This is a genomic window from Mesorhizobium sp. BR1-1-16, from assembly GCF_020165495.1.
GTDB lineage: Bacteria > Pseudomonadota > Alphaproteobacteria > Rhizobiales > Kaistiaceae > Kaistia.
This window is the reverse complement of the sequence record NZ_JAIUIE010000004.1, coordinates 63,021-83,043: the sequence shown is the minus strand read 5'-3', so window position 1 is coordinate 83,043 and position 20,023 is coordinate 63,021. Positions and strand designations below refer to the sequence as shown.

16 protein-coding genes and 1 pseudogene are annotated in these 20,023 nt (G+C 65.6%); 7 read left to right on the top strand and 10 right to left on the bottom strand.

Annotation, left to right across the window (positions count from 1 at the left end):
* Positions 1 to 17: 17 nt before the first annotated feature.
* Entirely contained in the window at positions 18 to 1,061 is a 1,044-nt protein-coding gene (locus LB518_RS11045) for a LacI family DNA-binding transcriptional regulator (protein ID WP_224577372.1), read from the bottom strand.
* Positions 1,062 to 1,305: 244 nt separating this feature from the next.
* Between LB518_RS11045 and LB518_RS11040 the strand changes: the two genes are divergently transcribed.
* From LB518_RS11040 to LB518_RS11025, 4 genes are read left to right on the top strand one after another with little or no spacing between them, the layout of a single operon-like run.
* Positions 1,306 to 3,624: an alpha-L-rhamnosidase gene (locus LB518_RS11040; protein WP_224577861.1), complete on the top strand. Its 2,319-nt coding sequence runs from the start codon at positions 1,306 to 1,308 to the stop codon at positions 3,622 to 3,624.
* A gap of 49 nt (positions 3,625 to 3,673) precedes the next feature.
* Entirely contained in the window at positions 3,674 to 4,972 is a 1,299-nt protein-coding gene (locus LB518_RS11035) for an ABC transporter substrate-binding protein (protein ID WP_502845821.1), read from the top strand.
* A gap of 60 nt (positions 4,973 to 5,032) precedes the next feature.
* Positions 5,033 to 5,941 carry a carbohydrate ABC transporter permease gene (locus LB518_RS11030; RefSeq protein WP_224577370.1) on the top strand — a complete coding sequence of 303 codons (909 nt, stop codon included), beginning with the start codon at positions 5,033 to 5,035 and terminating at the stop codon, positions 5,939 to 5,941.
* Positions 5,938 to 6,765, top strand: coding sequence for a carbohydrate ABC transporter permease (locus tag LB518_RS11025; protein ID WP_224577368.1), 828 nt, complete (start codon positions 5,938 to 5,940; stop codon positions 6,763 to 6,765). The genes LB518_RS11030 and LB518_RS11025 overlap by 4 nt, the downstream gene beginning before the upstream one ends.
* Before the next feature lie 6 nt (positions 6,766 to 6,771).
* Here LB518_RS11025 and LB518_RS11020 read toward each other — a convergent pair whose 3' ends face one another.
* The 6 genes from LB518_RS11020 to LB518_RS11000 form a co-directional block, all read right to left on the bottom strand.
* A complete protein-coding gene (locus LB518_RS11020; protein WP_224577366.1) occupies positions 6,772 to 7,596 on the bottom strand; it encodes a carbohydrate ABC transporter permease in 825 nt (274 codons plus the stop codon).
* Positions 7,593 to 8,552, bottom strand: a complete 960-nt coding sequence (locus LB518_RS11015) for a carbohydrate ABC transporter permease (protein WP_224577363.1) — start codon at positions 8,550 to 8,552, stop codon at positions 7,593 to 7,595. Before LB518_RS11015 ends, LB518_RS11020 begins: the two co-directional genes overlap by 4 nt.
* Positions 8,549 to 9,841: an ABC transporter substrate-binding protein gene (locus LB518_RS11010; RefSeq protein WP_224577362.1), complete on the bottom strand. Its 1,293-nt coding sequence runs from the start codon at positions 9,839 to 9,841 to the stop codon at positions 8,549 to 8,551. The genes LB518_RS11015 and LB518_RS11010 overlap by 4 nt, the downstream gene beginning before the upstream one ends.
* A 98-nt stretch (positions 9,842 to 9,939) precedes the next feature.
* The gene (locus LB518_RS24680) at positions 9,940 to 10,140 is read right to left on the bottom strand and encodes a serine hydrolase (RefSeq protein ID WP_286198678.1); all 201 of its coding nucleotides are present in this window, start codon (positions 10,138 to 10,140) and stop codon (positions 9,940 to 9,942) included.
* Entirely contained in the window at positions 10,095 to 11,102 is a 1,008-nt protein-coding gene (locus LB518_RS11005; protein ID WP_286198664.1) for a serine hydrolase domain-containing protein, read from the bottom strand. The genes LB518_RS24680 and LB518_RS11005 overlap by 46 nt, the downstream gene beginning before the upstream one ends.
* Entirely contained in the window at positions 11,099 to 12,055 is a 957-nt protein-coding gene (locus LB518_RS11000; RefSeq protein ID WP_224577361.1) for a glycoside hydrolase family protein, read from the bottom strand. Before LB518_RS11000 ends, LB518_RS11005 begins: the two co-directional genes overlap by 4 nt.
* Before the next feature lie 131 nt (positions 12,056 to 12,186).
* Between LB518_RS11000 and LB518_RS10995 the strand changes: the two genes are divergently transcribed.
* Positions 12,187 to 13,221 (top strand): LacI family DNA-binding transcriptional regulator, encoded by a 1,035-nt coding sequence (locus tag LB518_RS10995; RefSeq protein WP_224577360.1) that lies wholly within the window; start codon positions 12,187 to 12,189, stop codon positions 13,219 to 13,221.
* Positions 13,222 to 13,253: 32 nt separating this feature from the next.
* Here LB518_RS10995 and LB518_RS10990 read toward each other — a convergent pair whose 3' ends face one another.
* Both LB518_RS10990 and LB518_RS10985 read right to left on the bottom strand, forming a co-directional pair.
* Positions 13,254 to 14,642 carry a sensor histidine kinase gene (locus tag LB518_RS10990; protein WP_224577359.1) on the bottom strand — a complete coding sequence of 463 codons (1,389 nt, stop codon included), beginning with the start codon at positions 14,640 to 14,642 and terminating at the stop codon, positions 13,254 to 13,256.
* Positions 14,639 to 15,304 carry a response regulator gene (locus LB518_RS10985; protein WP_224577358.1) on the bottom strand — a complete coding sequence of 222 codons (666 nt, stop codon included), beginning with the start codon at positions 15,302 to 15,304 and terminating at the stop codon, positions 14,639 to 14,641. Before LB518_RS10985 ends, LB518_RS10990 begins: the two co-directional genes overlap by 4 nt.
* 126 nt (positions 15,305 to 15,430) lie before the next feature.
* Here LB518_RS10985 and LB518_RS24840 point away from each other — a divergent pair.
* Positions 15,431 to 15,928 (top strand): annotated as a pseudogene (locus LB518_RS24840) (single stranded DNA-binding domain-containing protein); the annotation flags it as partial.
* A gap of 361 nt (positions 15,929 to 16,289) precedes the next feature.
* Entirely contained in the window at positions 16,290 to 17,543 is a 1,254-nt protein-coding gene (locus LB518_RS10975; RefSeq protein WP_224577346.1) for an arsenic transporter, read from the top strand.
* A 74-nt stretch (positions 17,544 to 17,617) separates the two neighbouring features.
* Here LB518_RS10975 and LB518_RS10970 read toward each other — a convergent pair whose 3' ends face one another.
* Complete coding sequence (locus LB518_RS10970) at positions 17,618 to 19,870, bottom strand: glycoside hydrolase family 95 protein (RefSeq protein ID WP_224577344.1); 2,253 nt, start codon at positions 19,868 to 19,870, stop codon at positions 17,618 to 17,620.
* Positions 19,871 to 20,023 lie beyond the last annotated feature (153 nt).

Sequence of the window (20,023 nt, the reverse complement as noted above, 5' to 3'; positions counted from 1 at the left end):
ATACGGTCCCGCCTCGGCTACAGAGCCGCGGCCGGCTCGGTCAGAATGTTGCGGACCGAGCTCCTCCGCACGACGAGGCGCGGTGAGACGAGGTAGTGCTCCGTCGCCTGCCGGCCCTTGATCCGCTCGATCAGCCTGCGCGCCGCCTCGAGACCGAGTAGGCGGCCGGACTGGTCGACGCTCGTCAGGCTGTTCTGCCCGAAGTCGCAATACATGGTGTTGTCATGGCCGACGATGGCGACGTCATCAGGGATGCCAAGGCCAAGTTCGGTCGCGACGCCGATTACCTGCAGAGCGATGAAATCCGTCCAGCAGAACAGCGCTTCCGTCCGGTCCGGACCCGTCAGAATGGCCCGAGCGGCGTTCTGCACAGATGACTGCAGCTGGTCGGATCTCACGATCCGGGCAAACCGGCTGAGGCCGAGACGGTTCATCTCGTCGGTGTATCCGCGCTCTCGTTCCTTGATGATCGTCGAGTCGGTTATCAGGCTGAGCATCGCAATGTTGCGGTACCCGCCATCGACGAGATGACGGACTGCCAGCCGGGCCGCCTCGTCGTCGTCATTGTTGACCGTGTCGTAGACCTCGTTGCTGGCGTGGTGATTGCCGATCGTGACGAGCGGCTTTCGCTGCGCGATTGCGATGAGCTGTTCGTGGTCGTTGGCCCCGACGATCAGAAGGCCGTCCATCTGCCGGTCGATCATGGAATCGACCAGGCCCTCTTCGACCATCGACGTGGACCGGTTGATGCCGATCAGGGCCTGATACTGGGTCCCCTCCAACCCATCCTGGAAGCCGGCGATGATGTCGGCGAAGAAGGGATTGCGGATATCGGGCAGGATCAGGCCGAGCGTGAAGGTCTGTCCGCGCATGCCGCGGGCTGCGGTGTGAGGGCGATAGCCGAGCTTCGCCATTGACGAATGAACCTTCGACCGCATCGAGGCGCTGACGCCATAGGCCTCGCGCAACACCTTCGACACGGCGGCGACCGATACATCCGCGTCAGCCGCCACGTCGCGAATGGTAATCCGATTGGGCCTTCCGCCACCGGAACTCTTCATGTCCTGCCTGTCTGCCCATCGCCGGCCGATTGCGGCCGATGCGTCCGCTCTGCCTTAGCCCAGCCCTCGCCGAATATCTATTGCCATCACGGCTGAAATATAGAACGATGCACGTAGAACAGTATACACAGCTCTGAAGGGCATGTGTAGCGCCGACTTGCGGGAGGATGCGGTGTTGGAATCGGTGGCAGAGAAGGTCGCTCCTGGTGGGGAGCGGCCGCTTCCCCATGTCTGGGCCGGGCAGATGATCCGGCCGCTCTCGGATGGCGGCGTCGGCACGCCCGCATCGTTCGTCGCGACGGATTTCGTTCTCGACCGGGTGAACGGCGACGAGGTGCTCCGCATCAGCGCCCTTGGACTCTACCGCGCCTTCATCAACGGCCAGCGCGTCGGCAATGACCAGCTGACGCCGGGCTGGACGAGCTACGACGTCCGACTGAGCTACCAAACTTATGAGGTTGGCCAACTCCTCGTCCCGGGAGCGAACCGGATCGAGATCTGGCTGGCGGACGGCTGGCTGCGGTCGCAGATGATGTGGAGCGAGGCCCCCATCTTCAACACATGGGGCAGCGAGATCGCGGCGATCGCCGAACTGCGCGCCGGTTCCGGCGCCGATGCACCGGTCATCGTGTCGACGGATGCGACCTGGGAGAGCGGCGAACTGCCGATCCGCAAGTCCGGCATCTATTTCGGCGAGATCTTCGACGCGCGGTTCAAGCCGCACTCAACCGCCGGCACCGCAGTTATCGATTTCGATATGGCGCGGCTCATCCCGCACGAGACGACGCCGGTCCGCGAACTGGAGCCGCTGGAAGTTGTCCGGCAATGGTCCGATGCGGAGGAGCGCACGGTCTACGACTTCGGACAGAATGCCGGTGGCTATGTCTCTTTCGAGGTGACCGGCGCTCCCGGTGCGAAGGTCATCGTGGAGCATGGCGAGATCCTGGATAAGGAAGGCGTCTTCTACAACGGCAATCTCCGCACAGCTGAGGCGCGGCTGGAATATATCCTTGCCGGTAATGGCACCGAGCATTACCGCCCGCATTTCACGTTCCAGGGCTTCCGCTATGCCCGGGTGACGATCGAGGGCGACGCGACGCTCGCCTCGATCCGCCTGATCCCGATCAGCTCGGTCACAGAGGTGAAGGCCGGCTTCACCTCCGGCAATCCGCTCGTCAACCGCCTGGTGCTGAATACGCTCTGGTCGCAGCGGGCGAATTTTATCGAAGTCCCGACCGATTGCCCGCAGCGTGACGAACGCCTTGGCTGGACGGGCGACGCCCAGGTCTTCGCGGGCACGGCCTGCTATCTGGCCGACGCGCACGACTTCTTCAGGAAGTGGGTGCGCGATGTCATGGCCGATCAGCGCCCCGATGGCGCGGTGCCGCATGTCGTGCCCGATCCGACGCGCCTCAACCCGAAGGATTATCCCGGCTTCTATGGCAGCACCGGCTGGGGCGATGCCATCGCCATCGTGCCGTGGCAGCTTTATCTGCACTATGGCGATGCGGCCTTTCTCAAGGAGGCGCTGCCTGCCATGGTCAAATGGGTCGACTTCGTGTGGTCGATCAGCGACGGCCCGATCGTCTCGCCGCCGCGCCATTGGGGCGGGCGGGGCTTTTCATTCGGCGACTGGCTGCAGCCGAGCGGGCCGAGCGCCAAACCGCTGCCGACGATCGGCGATGATGCCGCGGCCACGATCTATCTCTACATCACCTCCAGCCTGGTCGCCCGGATCGCGCGTATTGTCGGCGATGCGGATATCGCCGGGCGCATGGAAGCGAAGGCGGCGGCGGTCAAGGCAGCATTCGCCAGCGAGTTCATCACGTCGTCGGGGCGACTTTGCTATGACGACCAGACATCCTATGCGCTCGCTTTCCTTCACGATCTGATCCCTGCGGAGAAGCAGGAGGCCGCGAAAGCCTATTTCAAGGCCACGATCGCCCGCGCCGATGGCCGGATCGGCACCGGCTTCATCGGCACGCCGGCGCTGCTGCCGGCCCTCGTCAAGATCGGCGAGCCGGGCCTTGCGGCGGACGTCTTCCTTCAGGAGGAGGTTCCTGGCTGGCTCTATCAGGTCAAGATGGGCGCCACGACGATCTGGGAACGCTGGGACGCGATCCAGGCGGATGGCACGATCTACAATCCGCAGATGAATTCCTACAACCACTATGCCTATGGCGCGGTCTGCCAGTGGCTGCTGGAGGGCGTGGCCGGCTTCAGGCCCGATCCCGAGGCGCCGGCTTTCGAGACCATCATCTTCGAGCCGACGATCGTGCCGGAACTTGCGCCCGTGAAGGCGTATCATGACAGCCCCGCAGGGCCGATCCGGGCCGAGTGGACGCTCGACGGCGAGAGGGTTCGCTATGAGATCGAGATACCCCGGGGGTCGCGCGGCGCGTTGAGGCTCGATCGCCGCTACAGGAACGTCGCGATCGACGGCGAAGTCGGCAATGGGGATGACAGGCTGTTGGGAGAGGGCGGCCACGTCATCACGTTCGACTATTCCGCGCCGCCTCGCGAACGGCCCGACACCGGGCACATCAATGCGCGGACCCCGTGAAGGGGGCCCGCATATCCAGATTGCATCGGCACGGATAGGGAGGAAACCTATGCCACGATCGAAGAACTGGAGCGTCCTGGCCGGCTTTGCCGCAGGACTGACGGTCATGACGGCCCTGTCGGGGTCGGCTTTCGCAGACACCACCACGCTGACATTCCTCGTTCCATCCGGCGAAGAGAATGTCGCGCGGGCGCAGTCGCTCGCAAAGGCGTTCGAAGCCGCCAATCCCGACATCAAGGTCGACATCGACACGAGGCCCGGCGGCGCCGAGGGCGACAATCTCATCAAGACGCGCCTTGCGACCGGCGAGATGTCGGACGTCTTCCAGTATAATTCCGGCTCGCTCTTCCAGGCGATCAACCCGCAGCAGAACCTCGTCGACCTCTCGGGCGAGCCGTGGCAGGCCGATGTCCAGGATATCTTCAAGAAGGTCGTGACGGCGCCCGACGGCACGCAGCGCGGCGCGCCGATCGGCACCGGCATGGGCGGCGGCATCTATTACAACAAGAAGATCTACAGCGATCTCGGCCTCCAGGTCCCGAAGACCTGGGCCGAGTTCATGGCGAACAACGCCAAGATCAAGGCTGCCGGAAAAACTCCGGTGATCCAGACCTTCAAGGATACCTGGACGTCGCAGCTGTTCGTTCTTGGCGATTTTTTCAACGTCAATGTCGCCGAACCCGGCTTCGCAACGAAGTTCACCGCCAACCAGGCCAAGTTTGCGACCTCCCCGGCGGCGCTGAAGGGCTTCGAGCATCAGGCCGACGTGTTCAAGGCCGGCTACCTCAACGACGATTTCGGCGCCGCGACCTATGATGACGGCCTGCGCAAGCTCGCAACCGGCGAGGGCGCGCATTACCCGATGCTCACTTTCGCGATCGGCGCCATCAAGACGACCTATCCCGAGCATATCGACGATGTCGGCTTCTTCGCCATGCCGGGCGACGACGCCGCCAAGAACGGCCTGACCGTGTGGATGCCGGATGGCCTCTACATCTCCGGCAGCAGTGAGCACATCGATGCAGCCAAGAAGTTCGCGGCTTTCGTCGCGAGCCCGGCCGGCTGCGAGGCGCAGACAGCCGCCCTCGGCGCGACCGGACCCTATATGGTGAAGGGGTGCAGCCTGCCGAAGGATGTTCCGGGCGCTGTTGCCGACCTCCTTCCCTATTTCGGCGAGAATGGCGCCGCCTCTCCGGCGCTTGAATTCGTCTCGCCGGTCAAGGGTCCCTCGCTCGAGCAGATCACGGTCGAGGTCGGCTCCGGCATTCGCTCGCCGGCCGACGGCGCGGCGCTCTATGACGAGGACGTCAAGAAGCAGGCCCAGCAACTCGGTCTGCCCGGCTGGTAGCGCGAAGCGGGTCCGGATCGCCCGACGGCGATGCGGACCCGTTCACGAGAGGACATGCCAATGACGCTTGCAACCGACGCCGCCGCGGGCCGACCGTCCGTGCCCAGAAGGTCCATTCGGACGCCATACCCGACCTGGTTCTTCCTGCCGGCGGCCGTGATCTATGGCGTCCTGTTCCTCTTTCCGACGCTGGCCTCGCTGTTTTTCAGCATGACGCGGTGGACGCTGTTCAACTGGACATTCATCGGCTTCGGCAATTTCATCCAGTTCTTCAACGAGCCGTTTCTCGTCGGCGGGCTCATCAACACGCTGATCTACGCCACGCTGACGTCCGGCCTGAAGGTCGTGCTCGGCCTCCTCTTCGGCGTGCTGCTCACCTCGGAGATCTGGGCGCGCGATTATCTCCGCTCGGTCGTGTTCTTCCCGGTACTCGTCAGCACCGTCGGCGTCGGCATCACCTTCACGGTGCTGATGCACCCAACGGAGGGCCTCATCAATGAGAGCCTTGCGCTCATCGGTGTCCGCGGTCCGGGCTGGCTGACCGATCCAAGGCTGGCGCTCATCTCCGTCGCCCTGGTCGATGTCTGGAAGGGTGTCGGCCTTGCCACCGTGATCTATATCGCGGGCATCGTCTCGATCCCGCGCGACTATTATGAGGCCGCGCGCATCGACGGCACCAATTCGATGCAGCGGTTCTGGAACATCACATTGCCGCTGGCCCGGCCGGCCACGGTCACCGTCGTGTTGCTGAGCCTCATCGGCGGCCTCAGGTCGTTCGACCTGATCTGGTCCATGACCCGCGGCGGCCCCGGCTTTACCTCCGACGTCATCGCGTCGGTGATCTACAAGCAATATCAGGCCGGCTTCTACGGGCTATCGACGGCCGGCAATGTCGTGCTCTTCATTCTGGTGGCGCTGATCATCGTTCCGCTTTCGATCTTCCTCAACAGCCGGGAAGTCTCGCGATGAGCCCGCAGCGCCAATACATCTCCGGTGTTCTGGCGATCCTCGTCTCGACGGTCGTCTTCGTCATCCCCTTCATTTTCATCTTGCTGACGGCCCTGAAGGACAAGAAGGAAGCCTCGCTCAGGACATTCTCCTGGCCGACGAGCTTCCACATCTGGGACAATTTGGTTCAGGTGATCAAGGCGCGCGACTACATGCTTCTCACGGCCTTCGTGAACAGCACGATCCTCACGGTCGCGAGCGTCGCCCTGATGGTGGTCTTCGGCGCCATGGTCGGCTTCGTGCTGCAGCGCCGGCCCTCGATCTGGACCTCGATCGCTGGCTTTTTCGTTCTGGTCGGCCTCATCATGCCTCCCGCCGTCGTCCCGACCATCTGGGTGCTGCAGAGCCTCGGGCTGTTCAAGACACTGCACGGGATGATCCTGATCGAGGTCGCCTATGGGCTCTCCTTCAGCATCCTGCTGTTCCGCGCCTTCGTGGCAACGATCCCGCGCGAGCTCGACGAGGCGGCGACGATCGATGGCGCCGGCTCGCTGCAGCTCTTCTTCCGCATCATCCTGCCGCTGCTGAAGCCCGTCGTCGTGACCGTCATCGTCGTCCAGTCGGTCGCGATCTTCAACGATTTCACCAACCCGCTCTATTACCTGCCGGGCAAGCAGAACGTGACGGTGCAGCTAACGCTCTATAATTTCCAGAGCATGTTCGACACGTCCTACAATCTGCTGTTCACGAATGTGCTGCTGATCACGATCCCGCCGCTGATCGTCTTCCTGTTCTTCAACCGCCAGATCGTGGCGGGCATGACGGCGGGCGCCGTGAAGGGGTGAGGCGTCTCAGCCCTTGACGGAGCCCTGCAGCAACGCGGCGACGAACTGGCGCTGGAAGATCAGGAACAGGATCACCGTCGGCGTCAGGATCAGCAGCGCGCCGGCGCAGAGCAGTGGCACGTCCGTGCCCCATTGTCCCTGGAAGGCGCCAAGGGCGCCAGCCATGGTGCGCTGCTCCGGATCCTGGACCAACACCACGGGCAGAAGGAACTGGTTCCAGGTCCACAGGAACAGGAGGATCGACAGCGACATGATTGCCGGTCGGGCGATCGGCACCTGGATCAGCCAGAACTGCTTCCAGTCGGATGCACCGTCGACTTCGGCCGCCTCGCCGATTTCCTGCGGGACGTTCAGGAAATGCGCCCGCATCCAATAGACCGAAAACGGCATGAAAAGGCCAATGAGCGGCAGGATCAGCGCCACGCGCGTGTTGAGGATGCCGAGCGCCTTCACCTCGTAATAGAGCGGCGTGATCACGGCTTCGAACGGCAGCGTGAGGCCGAGCACGAAGACAAGATAGAGCCACTTGCCGCGACCCTTGTCGATCCGTGACAGCCCGTAGCCTGCCATGGTCGCGATCAGCACCGAGACCGGCACGACGCCGCCGACGATCAGCGAGCTCGACCACAACAGCGTCGTCATGTTGGCGACTTCGAACGCCTTGACGAAATTGCCCCATTGCGGATCGGACGGCCATTGAAGCCCGGCCGGATAACTGCCGGAAGGGGCAAGCGCGGCGGAGAGCATGCTGAGGAAAGGCAGCAGCGTGACCGCCATGAGCGCGATCAGCATGGCGCGGGCGACGAGGGCATTGCTGCGGGTTTCGATCATCGCTTTGGCCGTGCGAACCATTGGATGGGAAGGACACAGAGAAGGACCAGCAGCATCAGCACGATCGCCAAGGCCGAGGCGAGGCCGACCTGGCGATGCGCGAAGGCGAGGCGGTAGATCTCGAGCCCCGGTACCATGGTCGAGATGCCTGGGCCGCCTGCGGTCGCGATATAGACGATGTCGAAGCTCGCCAGCGCCGCGATCACCGTCACGGTCACGCAGACGCCGATCTCCTGCCTGAGCGCGGGGATCGTGATGTAGACGAGTTCCTGCCAGCGGCCGGCGCCGTCGAGTTCCGCCGCCTCATAGATACTCTGGTCGATCTTGGCGATGCCGGTCACCAGCAGCATGGTGCAGAGCCCGAGCAACACCCAGGCGCCGATCATACCGACTGCGGGCAGGGCGAAGGTGAAGTCGCCGAGCCATCCGCGCGCCAGCGGACCAAGGCCGAGCGCGGTCAGGAGCTGGTTGACGAGGCCGGTCGAGGCGAACATCCAGCTCCAGGCGATGCCGGCCGCAACCAGCGGGATGACCTGCGGCAGGAACAGCACCGTGCGGGTGATCGTGCCGAACGGACCGGCCATATGGCCGCGGATAACGGTTGCGACGGCAAGACCGAGCGCGATCGGGATCAGCGTGAAATAGAGGATGAGGTTGAACGCGTTACCGATCACCTGGAGCAGGTCCGGGTCGGTCAGCACGATGAGATAGTTTCTGAGGCCGACGAAGCGCCAGCGGCCGATGCCGTCCCAGCGCAGCAGCGAATAGAACACCGACATGCCCAAGGGCACCAGCACGAACGCCGCGTACATCACCAGGGCCGGCGCAATGAAGCCGGCCGCGATCAGCAGCTTTCGCTGGTCACGGCCAAAGCGGGGCCGGCGCGCCCCGGTGGACTGGAGCGGCGAGCCTTCGGCCCGCCGCATTGCCGCGTCATCGAGGGTCGTCTCGCTCAACGCGAGAGTTCCTGCTCATATTCCTTCTGCACGGCCTTGAGCAGGCCGTCGGCCGTCTGGCGTCCGCCGACGAGCTTCTGCAATTCAGGCGTCCAGCCAGCGGAGAAGATGGCGCCGGTCGCATTGGCGATGAAGTCCATGGCGCCGTTTTCCTTGGCGATCACGGAACCGGCGGCCAGTGTCGCCTCCGTCACCGAGCCGGGCGCGACGGCCGGGATTGGCAGCGAGGTCGGTCCGCCCGGGTTGGAGCCGCCGATCTCGACATTGATCTTACGCGCCTCCGGATTGGTCGCCACCCAGTTGAGGAAGAAGGCGGCGCAGTCGGCATGCGGGGCCTTGGCGCCGATGCCATAGGTGAGCGGCGCCGACATCGCTGCGTGCCGTCCGCCGGCTTCGGCCGGCGGCATCAGGAAGAAGCCCGCCTTGCCGGCCATCTGCTTGTCGAGATTGCCCGACTCCCAGTCGCCGTTGAACATGAAGAGCCCGTCGCCCTTCATGAAGCCGCTCATCATCGCGAAATAGTCGATCGCGTTGGTGTCGGGGGCGAAATAGCCGGCCTTGACCCAGCTCTCGAGATGCTCGGCGGCCTTGAGGTTGGACGGGGTGTCGATCGTCGCGCCGTCCTTCTGGAAGATCCAGTCATTGATCGGCTCGGGCGGGCCATAGGCGCCCATCAGGTCCTGCAGCGGAAAGGCGAGGCCGCCATTGGTCTTGTTGAACTGGATGATCGGCGTGATGCCGGCGGCCTTCGCCTTGGCGAGGATCGCGTCGAGCTCTGCCAGCGTCGTCGGCGGGGACGTCATGCCGATCTTGGCGGCGAGCTCCTTGTTGTAGAAGACGCCGGTCATCGAATAGTTGAGCCCCATCGCATAGAGGGAGCCGGTGCCGCGCGGCCGCCCCTCGGGCTCGACGCGAAGCTGGATCAACTGCGACGCCGGGAACTGGTCCCAGCCGAAGTCGGTGTAATAGCCGTCGAGATTCTTCAGGAGTTCATTGGCGACAAGATCGCTCATGCTCGGCAGGCGCACCAGATCGGGTGGCGCGTCGCCAGCCAGAAGGCGCGGCGTATTTTCCATCAAGTTGGCGAACTGGTCTTCCTTGATGTCGAATTTGACGTTGGGGAACTGATTGCTGAATTCGGCGGCCAGCTTGCCGGCCAGCGGAAAGCCAGTCTCGAAATAAGCGCTGACGGTCACGGGGTCAGTGCCGCAGCTCGGGGCGGCAAGGGCCCCGGTTGAGGCTGCAACCGACAGCGACAAGGCGATGCCGGCTGCTTCAAGCGTCTTCATGGTCAAGGTCTCCTCCCTCGGACGTCCACGCCATGAAGGCGTGCTAAAAGGATTTAGCACAAGCGCGACATAACGGGCAAGATCGTGCGCGCCTGTCTTCAGAGAACGGCGCGCAACGCGTCGATGATCCCCGTCGCGCGGACGTCGCCGGGCCCCATCATCCAGTTGGTCACGAAGGCAAAGCCGAGTTCGGCCGCCGGATCGGCAAAGGTCACTTGCCCGCCGGCGCCGTCATGGCCGAAGCTCTGCGGCGTCAGGTAGTGGCGGGCGTCGGAATCGAGCTGGAAGCCATGCCCCAGCGCGGGTGTGGCGGCGGCTCCTGGAAGACGGGCGGTCCTTCGGATTGGACTGCCGTCGCCAGCGCGATCGTCGCTGGGGTGAGGAGGCGGACGCCGTTGGTCACGGTGACGGTGGCTGACCAGATCGTGGCAAGCGCATCGGCCGTGGCGATGCCGCCGGCGCCGGGAATCTCGGCGCTCAGCACGCGCGGATCGTTGAAGCCGCCATCTTCCGTTATCAGCGCGGCCGGCAATGCCTTGCCGAGCGTCATCGCGCGATAGCTCCAGTTCGGTTCGGCGCTCGGCTTCGCGGCCTCGCTCGCCCAGAGATCGCGGAGGCCGGGATCGAGCTGGAGATGCGCGAGGCGCCCGCGCTCCGCCTCCGGCAATCCGATCCAGGCGGATGCTGAAAGCGGCGCCGCGATTGTCTCGGCGAAGAACGCCCCGACGGACTGACCGGTGACGCGCCGAATGACCTCGCCGGCAAGCCAGCCATGTGTCAGCGCATGATAGGCATGGCCGGAGCCGAGCGGCCACAGCGGGGCCTGCGCTGCGAGCAGCGTCGTCATGGTCGGCCAGTCCAGCAGGTCGTCCGGCGAGACGTCGATGGTCGGCGCCGAGAGGCCGGCCTTGTGCGACAGCAGGTGCTTCACCCGCACGTCCTCCTTTCCGGCCGCTGCGAATTCCGGCCAGTACCGGGCGACGGGCGCCTCATAGTCGAGACGGCCCTCCTGCACGAGGCGGGCGGCGAGAATGGAGACGAGGCCCTTGGTACAGGAAAAGATCACCGAGGCCGTCGGAGGCTGCCAGGATGCGCCCGTACGCTCGTCCGCGATCCCGCCGACAAGGTTGACGACGCGCTCGCCCTTGATGCGGATGGAGAGGGCGGCGCCCATGGTCGGGTGGCCGTCGAAGGCGGCTGCGAAGGCCGCGGCGACTGGCTCGAAACCGGGCGCTGTCTCGCCACGGATAGCGGTGGTCATGCGAGGTCCTCGAGTTGCAGCGCGCCGTTCCGTTCGACGACCGGCATCGGGTCGCTCACCGCGCCGATGAACACGCCGTTCGCGTCGTTGTTCCTGAACGCAAGCATGACCGGCCTGCCGGCGCGGTCCTCGATGATGCGGCCGCTATAGAGCTGCTCACTGGCGACGAGGCGTGCCGATGCGATCGGGTAGGGGCCTTCCGGCGTGTCGACGGCGACGCTCCAGATGCCGCCGACGGCGCCGTGGCGGTGGTCGACCAGCTTGGCGGTGTCGCAGGAGAAAAGCAGATGCGTCCGCCCGCCTGTTGTGACGATCTGTGGCACTTCGAGATGCAGGAAGCCGGCGCCGGTCGCGCTCAACGGTGGCTGGACGTCCCAGCTTTCGAGGTCGCGTGAGGTGGCGTGGCCGATGACGCCGCGATCGAGTTCGTCGCCGCCATTCGCGCGCGCCGTGATCAGCATGTGCCAGAGCTGGCCATCCGCCGAGGGGAAGACCCATGGGTCGCGCCAGGCCTCTTCCGGCCAGCTCGATGAGCCGAGCGTCTCGTACCAGCGCGGATCGGCCTGGCAGATCGGCCCGGGCAGCTTGGTCCAATGATGGAGATCCGGCGACGTCGCGACGCCGATCGTCTCGATATTGGCGTGCGTGTCCGGCGTAAGAAACCGGCTGCCCGTGTAGAACATGCGCCAGAGGCCGTCCGGGCCGCGCACCACCGATCCGGTCCAGGTCGCCGTCTCGTCGAACGTCCCGGCTTCGCCCGCCTCGAAGGCCCGGCCGTGATAGGTCCAGTTGATCAGGTCGGCGGACGTCGCGTGGCCGATGCGGGCATTGCGGTGGCGCAGATGGGGATCGCCGAGCGCATGCGGGGCATGCAGGAAGAACATGTGGTAGAGCGCGCCGTCGTCGGCGAGCCAGAAATCCCACACCCAATGGTCGTCCAGCGCAAAGGCCATCGCCAATACCATAATTGCTAAAAGGATTTAGCAGATGATATAAGGGTCGTGCGTTTGTCAAGTTCGGCGCCGCTCCGTTATGAGGGGCGTGAACTCCGCCACGGGGGTGCAGCGTCGCGGAGGTGATGTCGTTGGGAAGGAAGCGCGTTACACTTGCCGATGTCGCCCGATTGGCGGGGCTGTCGCAGACGGCCGCCTCGATGATCCTGACCGGCCGGCCCGATACGCGCCTTTCCGCCGAGGCGCATGCCCGCGTTCACGCTGCCGCAGCCGAGCTCGGCTATCGGCCCAATCTCGCGGCCCGGGCTTTGCGCACGGACAAGACCCGCACCATCGCCTTCATCTCCGACGTTGTTGCAACGACGCGCTTCGCCAACGGGCTCATCCGCGGCACGCTCGAGGCCGCCGACAAAGCGGGCCATGTCGTGCTGCTGCTCGAGACGGGCGGGGAGCCGGCGCGCGAGGTTCAGGCGATCGAGGCGGCGCTCGACCGCCAGGTGGACGGGTTCATCTTCGCAGCGATGCGCGCGCGCGAAGTCTTCGTGCCGTCGCTGCCGGCGGCGAACCGTGTCGTGATGCTGAATGCCACCAGCCGGAAACATCCCGTCTCGGTGCTTCCGGACGAATTCGAGGCCGGGCGCGCCGCCATACGCCTGCTCGACAGCGCCGGCATCCGCGAAGGCCTCGCCCTGATCGGTCACAACCAGGTGGTGGAAGAGGGCTATTTCCGCTCCGAAACCGTCTCGCGCCGCCTCGCGGGCATCCGCGCTGAGATGGACCAGCGCGGCATGAGCTTCCTCGCCGAGGAGAGCTGCTGGAACTGGGAGGCGGCGCATGGCTATGAGCTGGTCAAGGGCCTGCTCGATCGGCGCGTGCCGGTCGAGGCCCTGCTCTGCCTCAATGATCGTCTGGCCTTTGGTGCCTATCAGGCGCTCGGCGAGGCCGGACTGCGCATTCCGCGCGACATGCCGGTCGTGTCGTTCGACAATGACGAGCTTGCCGCCGATCTCCGGCCGGGACTCACCACCTTCGCTCTGCCGCATGAGCAGATGGGCCAGGAGGCGGTCCGCCTGCTGCTGGCGCCGGAGGTGGAGCCGTTCGAGCATCTGATCGCGATGACGGCGGTCCTGCGTCAATCGCTCGCCAATATCGGCGGCGCCGATTGACGCAGGCTCCCTGATCGCGTCGCCAGCGCTTCTCAGCCGATCGCTGCCGGCAGAATGAGGGCGACGCCGAGGCCCCGCGGCGTGTTCGGATAGAGCCTCAGCGATCCGCCATAGAGCTCGGCGAGTTCGCGGGCGATCGAGAGGCCGAAACCGTAACCGGGTACCGTCTCGTCGATCCGGCGGCCGGGTAGCAACACGTCCTGCAGCAAGGCATCGGGCAGGCCCGGACCATCATCGAGGATCGCGACGACAATGCTGCGCGCCTCTTCGCGCGCCGACACAGCGACGGTTGAACGCGCCCATTGAAAGGCGTTGTCGAGCAGATTGCCGAGCATCTCGTCGATGTCCTGCCCCTCGCAGGCAACCGCGATTTCGGGCGCGATGTCGATCGTGGCCGTGATCTCTCGCTCGGAGTGGATCTTGCCGAGGGCCGCGACGAGATCGGCGGCGCGGGGCGCCAGCAAGGTCGCGGCCAACCCACCGCCGCCGGCCGCTGCGGCGCGGGCCCGCCCGAGATGATGGCGGATGCCGCGCTCCATCTGCGCGACCAGTGGCGCCATCGAGCCGTCCGGATCGCGGCCCGGCTCCGCGAGCCCGAGGGCGAGGCCGGCCAGCGGCGTTTTCAGCCCATGCGCGAGATTGGCGACATGCAGGCGGGCGCTGGCGAGGCCGGCGGCATTCTGGTCGATGAGCGCGTTCAGTTCAGAGACGACCGGCGCCAGTTCGGCCGGTTGCTCGGCGGGTACATGCTGCATGCGGCCGGCGCGAACCGCCCTTAGGTCGGCGGAAAGGCGCCCGAGCGGCCGCAGTCCGATCCGGACCTGCATGAGGCTCGCCGCCAGAAGCCCGGCTGCGATGACAAAGATCGAGATCACCAGCGGGATGAGCGCCTCGCGCAGCGGCGTGGCGATGGCCGAAAGCGGCGCCGTCGCCGTGATGATCAGCGGTGTGGTTCCCGCCAGGACGGCGCGCGTCCGCACATGCAGCGCCTCGCCGGCCGCCGAGACCGCGTCGGGCGGCGGCGGAGGCCGGTCCGGACGATGCGGCTCGCCCTGCTGATGCGCGTCCGCCGGAGGCGGCGGATCGGCCGGGCGAGGCGGCAGGTCGAGCGTGCCGCCGGCGAGCGAGGACGACCTGAAGTCGACATCCTTGCCGCTTACCTGCCAGTACCAGCCCGAGCCGACCCGGTCGAAAGGTGGAACATCGACGAAGGGCCGAAGGATCGTCCGGCCGTCGGGGCCGGTCGCGATGGCGCCGGACAGGGTGGCGATCTCCAGCTCGAGGCGCTGGTCGACCTGGCCGACGATGAAGCGGTTGAGGATAAAGCCGATCAGCACGGTTGCGACCGCGAGCGCGAGGAGCATGAAGAGCGCGCCGCCGGCCAAAAGCCGGCCGCCGAGGGAACGCGGCAGGAAGGTCATGCCGGTGTTGCCGTGAGGCGATAGCCGCGCCCGCGGCTGGTCTCGATGCTGTCGTGCCCGATCTTTCGCCTGAGGCGGCCGATAATCACTTCGAGCGAGTTCGAATCGACATCGGCGTCGCCGTCATAGACGCGCTCCAGCAATTCGCTGCGGTCGACGATCACTTCCTTGCGCAGCATCAGGCAGGAGAGAACGCGCCATTCGAGCGCCGTCAGCTTGAGCGGCAGGCCATCGCGCTCGAAGGTGCCGATCTGCGCGTCGAAGGTCAGCGATCCGCAGACGAGGCGGGTGGCGGCATGGCCATTGGCGCGTCGCACCAGCGCGCGCAGCCGCATGATCACTTCCTCGACCTTGAACGGCTTGGTGAGATAATCGTCGGCGCCGGCCTTGAAGCCGGCGACCTTCTCGGACCAGCCGTCGCGCGCGGTGAGCACGAGCACCGGCAGCGTGCGTTCTTCCGCGCGCCAGGCCTTCAGGACGGAGATGCCGTCCATTTTCGGCAGTCCGAGATCGAGAATGGCGGCGTCGTAGAACTCGGTCGCGCCGAGATGGGCGCCATCCTCGCCATTCGGGGCGATATCAACGACGAAATTCTCCGACCGAAGCGATGCCGCAATCCGTTCGGCCAGCCCCTTGTCATCCTCGACGAGCAACACGCGCATGAAAGGCTCCAATGCCAGCGCCGGAGTTAGTCCCGCGACCTTAACTCAAACTGAACGGCCCGGTTCAGTTGGGGTTCGAGGCGGGTTGCTAGAAAGGCGGCCTCTGCAACGAAGGAGCATCTGACGATGTCCGAAACACAGAACACCCAGGCCGAACCGATTGTCGCCGCAACGGAAGGACAGGCCCCGGCCGCGCGCTTCCGTCCGAAGAAGCGGCATACCTTCGCAGCGCTCGCGGCCATCGCCATCATCGGCGCCGGGGCTGCCGGCGGCGCCGCCGCCGTGAGTGCGGCGCGCGCCAACACCGAGATGGCGCCGGTGACCCCGGTCGCCATCTCGGCCCTTTCAAGTTCCGCGATGGTCTCCGTCAAGGGTAATGTCGCCGAGATCTTCGGCAACAAGTTCATCCTCCAGGACGGCAGTGGCCGTGCACTGGTCGAAACCGGTCCGGCCGGCGACAACGGCAAGCTGGTTGCACCCAACGAAGCGGTGACGGTGCAGGGCCGCTTCGACAATGGCTTCATCCATGCGAACTTCCTGGTTCGCAGCGACGGCACCGTCGTGGCGATCGGTCCGGTCGGCCCGCCGCCGCCCCCGCATGGTCCGCGCGGCCCGCATGATCATGCCGGCGGCCCGGACGGCCGGCCTCCGCATGAAGGGCCCGGCCCCAACGATGCACCGCCCCCGCCGCCCGCACCGCCGGCCCCGGATGCATCCGGTGCGCCTGTCGCCCCGCCGGTTCCCGATGCACCGGCCGCCCCTGCCGCTCCGGCTCCCGCGGCCGGCGATACAACCCCGGCTCCGGCAGCCCCCGCTGTCCCGGCGCAGTAACGCCCTGGCCCTGATGCTCAGGTGCTGAGCAGTCGCCGCAAAGCCACGGCTTTGCGGCGATTTTCATGTGGCTATCGCCAGGATGTGACAGCGCGGGCAAATCCGATTATGGACGGCGCGGATTTGAGCCGCCGTGCTGGCGGGAAAGGCTTTCATGTCGTCCCATATTGTCATCTGGATCATCGCCGCCATCGCGACGGCGGGCGTGATCCTGAGGCCGTTCAGGCTCCCCGAAGCGGTCTGGTCGGTCAGTGGGGCGGCGCTGCTCGTCATCCTCGGCCTGCTGCCCGTGTCGGACGCGCTTATCGGCATCCGCAAGGGTACGGACGTCTATCTCTTCCTGATCGGCATGATGACGCTTGCCGAACTGGCGCGGAAAGAAGGGCTCTTCGACTGGCTGGCGACCATCGCCGTCCGACATGCGCGCGGCTCCGGCATTCGCCTGTTCACCCTCGTCTATGTCGTCGGCATCGTGGTGACAGTATTCCTGTCCAACGACGCGACGGCGGTGGTGCTGACGCCGGCCGTCTATGCCGCGGCGCGCGCCGCCGATGCCGAACCGCTGCCGTATCTCCTGATCTGCGCCTTCATCGCCAATGCCGCGAGCTTCGTGCTGCCGATTTCCAATCCGGCCAATCTGGTGATCTATGGCAGCCAGATGCCGACCTTGCCGGTCTGGCTCGTGACGTTCGGGCCAGCCTCGATCGTCGCCATCGGACTGACATTCCTGTCGCTGCGGCTTGTCCTCCGTTCCAGCCTGCCGAAGTCGATCGGGACGGATATCGCGCCCGTCCGCCTGTCGCGCGGCGGCTTCCTTGCGGCGATCGGCATCGGGGTCACTGCGGCGCTTCTGCTTCTGGCCTCGGCGCTTGGCTGGGAACTCGGCCTGCCAACATTCGTCGCCGGTCTCCTGACCGCCGCTTTCATCCTCATCGGCAGCCGCCAGTCGCCCTGGCCTGTCATCAAGGATATTTCCTGGAGCGTGCTGCCGCTTGTCGCGGGGCTTTTCGTGCTGGTGGAGGCGTTGCAGGCGACAGGCGTGATCGACGCGCTGGCCGCGCTGACGCAGCATTTCGCGGCACAGTCGGTCGGCTGGACCGCGGCCGGCGCCGGCGTCGTGGTCGCTTTCGTCTGCAATCTCATCAACAATCTTCCGGCCGGGCTGATCGCTGGATCGACAGTGGCGGCGGGGCAGTTGCCGACGCCGATCACCAATGCCGTGCTGGTCAGCGTCGATCTCGGCCCCAACCTCTCGGTCACCGGATCACTGGCCACGATCCTGTGGCTGGTGGCGCTCAGGCGAGAAGGGCAGACTGTCGGCGCCTGGCGCTTCCTGAAGATGGGCGTGGTCGTGATGCCGCCCGCGCTGCTCGGCGCGCTGCTCGCTCTCCATCTGTTCGGAGGCTAGGCGAGCCGACCCGCGTTTGACCGCGATGCAGCGTTGGGCCCGCCGGCCCAATGCCCTTGTCAGCCCATCCGCGGCTATGAGAGCCGCAGCACGCCGTCCTGAAGCGCGAGCCGGGCTGCGCCGGCCGCGTCCAAAGTGATCCCGGCGCTTTGCGAACCATAGAGAACCTGGACCGTCGAACCCGCTGTCCCCCGCACCGTGGCCTCGACGAGCACGCCCTCGTTCCAGGCGAGATCGACCGTGAAGCCGCCGCGGGCGCGCACGCCCTTGACGGTGCCGCTACTCCAGCCGGCCGGCAGGGCCGGCAGCAGGCGGATTGCGCCGGGCTTCGATTGCACCAGCATTTCGAGGATGCCGGCGGCGCCGCCGAAATTGCCGTCGATCTGGAAGGGCGGGTGGGCATCGAACAGATTGGGATAGCAGCGCTCCGGGCCGAGCAGCAGCGTCAGGATATCGGCGGCATGTTCGCCATCCCTGAGCCGCGCCCAGAGATTGAGGCGCCAGCCAATGCCCCAGCCCGTCGCGTCGTCACCGCGGACTTCCAGCGAATGGCGGGCGGCGGCGGTGAGTTCGGGCATGGTGTCGTAGTCGATCTGCAGGCTCGGATAGACGCCGTAGAGATGCGAGACATGCCGATGGTCAGGCTCCGGCGCCTGCATGTCCCAATCCTCGGCCCATTCCTGCAACTGGCCCGCTGCGCCGATCCGGTCTGGAGCAAGGCGCGGCAGCGTCTCCTCGAGGCGTGCGCGAAGATCGGCGTCGACCTCGAGCAAGGTGGCGGCGCTGATCAGGCCGCCAAACAGATCGCGCATGATCTGGTTGTCCATCGCCGGCCCGGCGCAAAGCGAGCTGCCGAACGGATGCAGGTTTTCAGGCGACAGCGACGGGCAGGTGACCAGCACGTCCGTTCCGGGCAGCGGTACCAGATAGTCGAGCAGGAACTCGGCTGCGCCCTTCATCAGCGGATAGATCCGATCGAGCAGGGCCTTTGAACCCGAGAAGAGATAGTGGTCCCAAAGCTGGGCGCACAGCCAGGCGCCGCCCATGGGCCAGAGGCCCCATTGCGGCCCGTCGATCGGGCCGGCAGCACGCCACAAGTCCGTGTTGTGATGCAACAGCCAGCCGCGCGCGCCGTAATGCTCGCGTGCGAACACCGCGCCGGTCACCGCGAGGTCCTCGACCATGCCGATCAGCGGCTCGAAGCACTCCGCGAGGTTGCCGGGATCGGGCAGCCAGTAATTCATCTCGAGATTGATGTTGGCGGTGTATTTGCTGCCCCAGGACGGGCGCGTTTCCTCGTTCCACAAGCCCTGCAGGTTGGCCGGCTGTGTGCCCGGCCGGGAGCTCGAGATCATTAGATAGCGGCCATATTGCAGGAACAGCGCCGCCAGCGCCGGGTCCTGCGTCTCGCCATAGTGGATGATGCGCTGGTCGGTGGTGAGCCTATCCGTGGCGGCCGGGCCGAGATCGACGGAAAGGTTGCGGAAAAGCCGCCGGTGCTCGGCAAGATGCTCGTCACGGAGCGTCTCGTGCGATTTAAGCACCGCCGCGGCCAGCCGCTCTTCGACGAGCGCATCGGGATCGCCGCTGACATCGTCGAAGCGGCGAAAACTCGTCGCGGCATCGATGATCAATGTGACGCTGTCGGCGCCACGGACGCGGAGCGTCTCGGGACTGTTGCTGAGCATCCCGCCTTCATGCTGCACGCGAAGGCCGAAGCGGAACGCGAGCGCGCCGGGGATGCCGTTCTCCCGCCGGTTGGTGCCTCGAAAGGCGAGACCGTCGCGCGTCGAGGTTTCCATCTCGCCTGGCTGCGGGCTGGTCATGCCAACATCGAGCGAGAGTGTCCCCGGCTGGTCGGCCGTGATGCGATAGATGAGCACCCCGGCAACCGGAGAGGCATAGGCCTCGCGCCGGAAGGTCGTGCCGCCTGCCTTGTACTGCGTCGTCGCGATCGCGCTGTCGAGATCGAGCGTACGCTCATAGTCGCTCGCGATCATCGAATGATGAAAATGGACGAAGACATCGCCGATCGGCTGGAACGATGTCTGAAGATAGGGCTCGGCCATCAGGAAGCGATGCGCGAGATCGTCCGCCTCCTCGTAGCGGCCGGCAAAGATCAGGCTGCGGACCTCGTCGACATGAGCGCGGGCCGCCGGATTGACTGGCGAATAGGGACCGCCCGTGAAGAACGTGCTCTCGTTCACCTGCAGCCGGTCGCGCGAGATATCGCCGAAAATCATCGCGCCGAGGCGTCCATTGCCGATCGGCAAGGCTTCGGTCCAGACGGCAGCCGGGCGGGTATAGCGAAGCTCGAGATCGGTCATGAAGCGCCTTCTGGTTCGAGAGGAGCGCGCCCCGAAGTGACGCGATGTTGCCAGATGGATGGCGGTTCGAGCCGCGGTTGTCAAATGAGATGATAACGTTTCAACTTGGCTTTGGGCGCTTCGCGGCGCGCGAACGCCAGTCGATCGAAACAT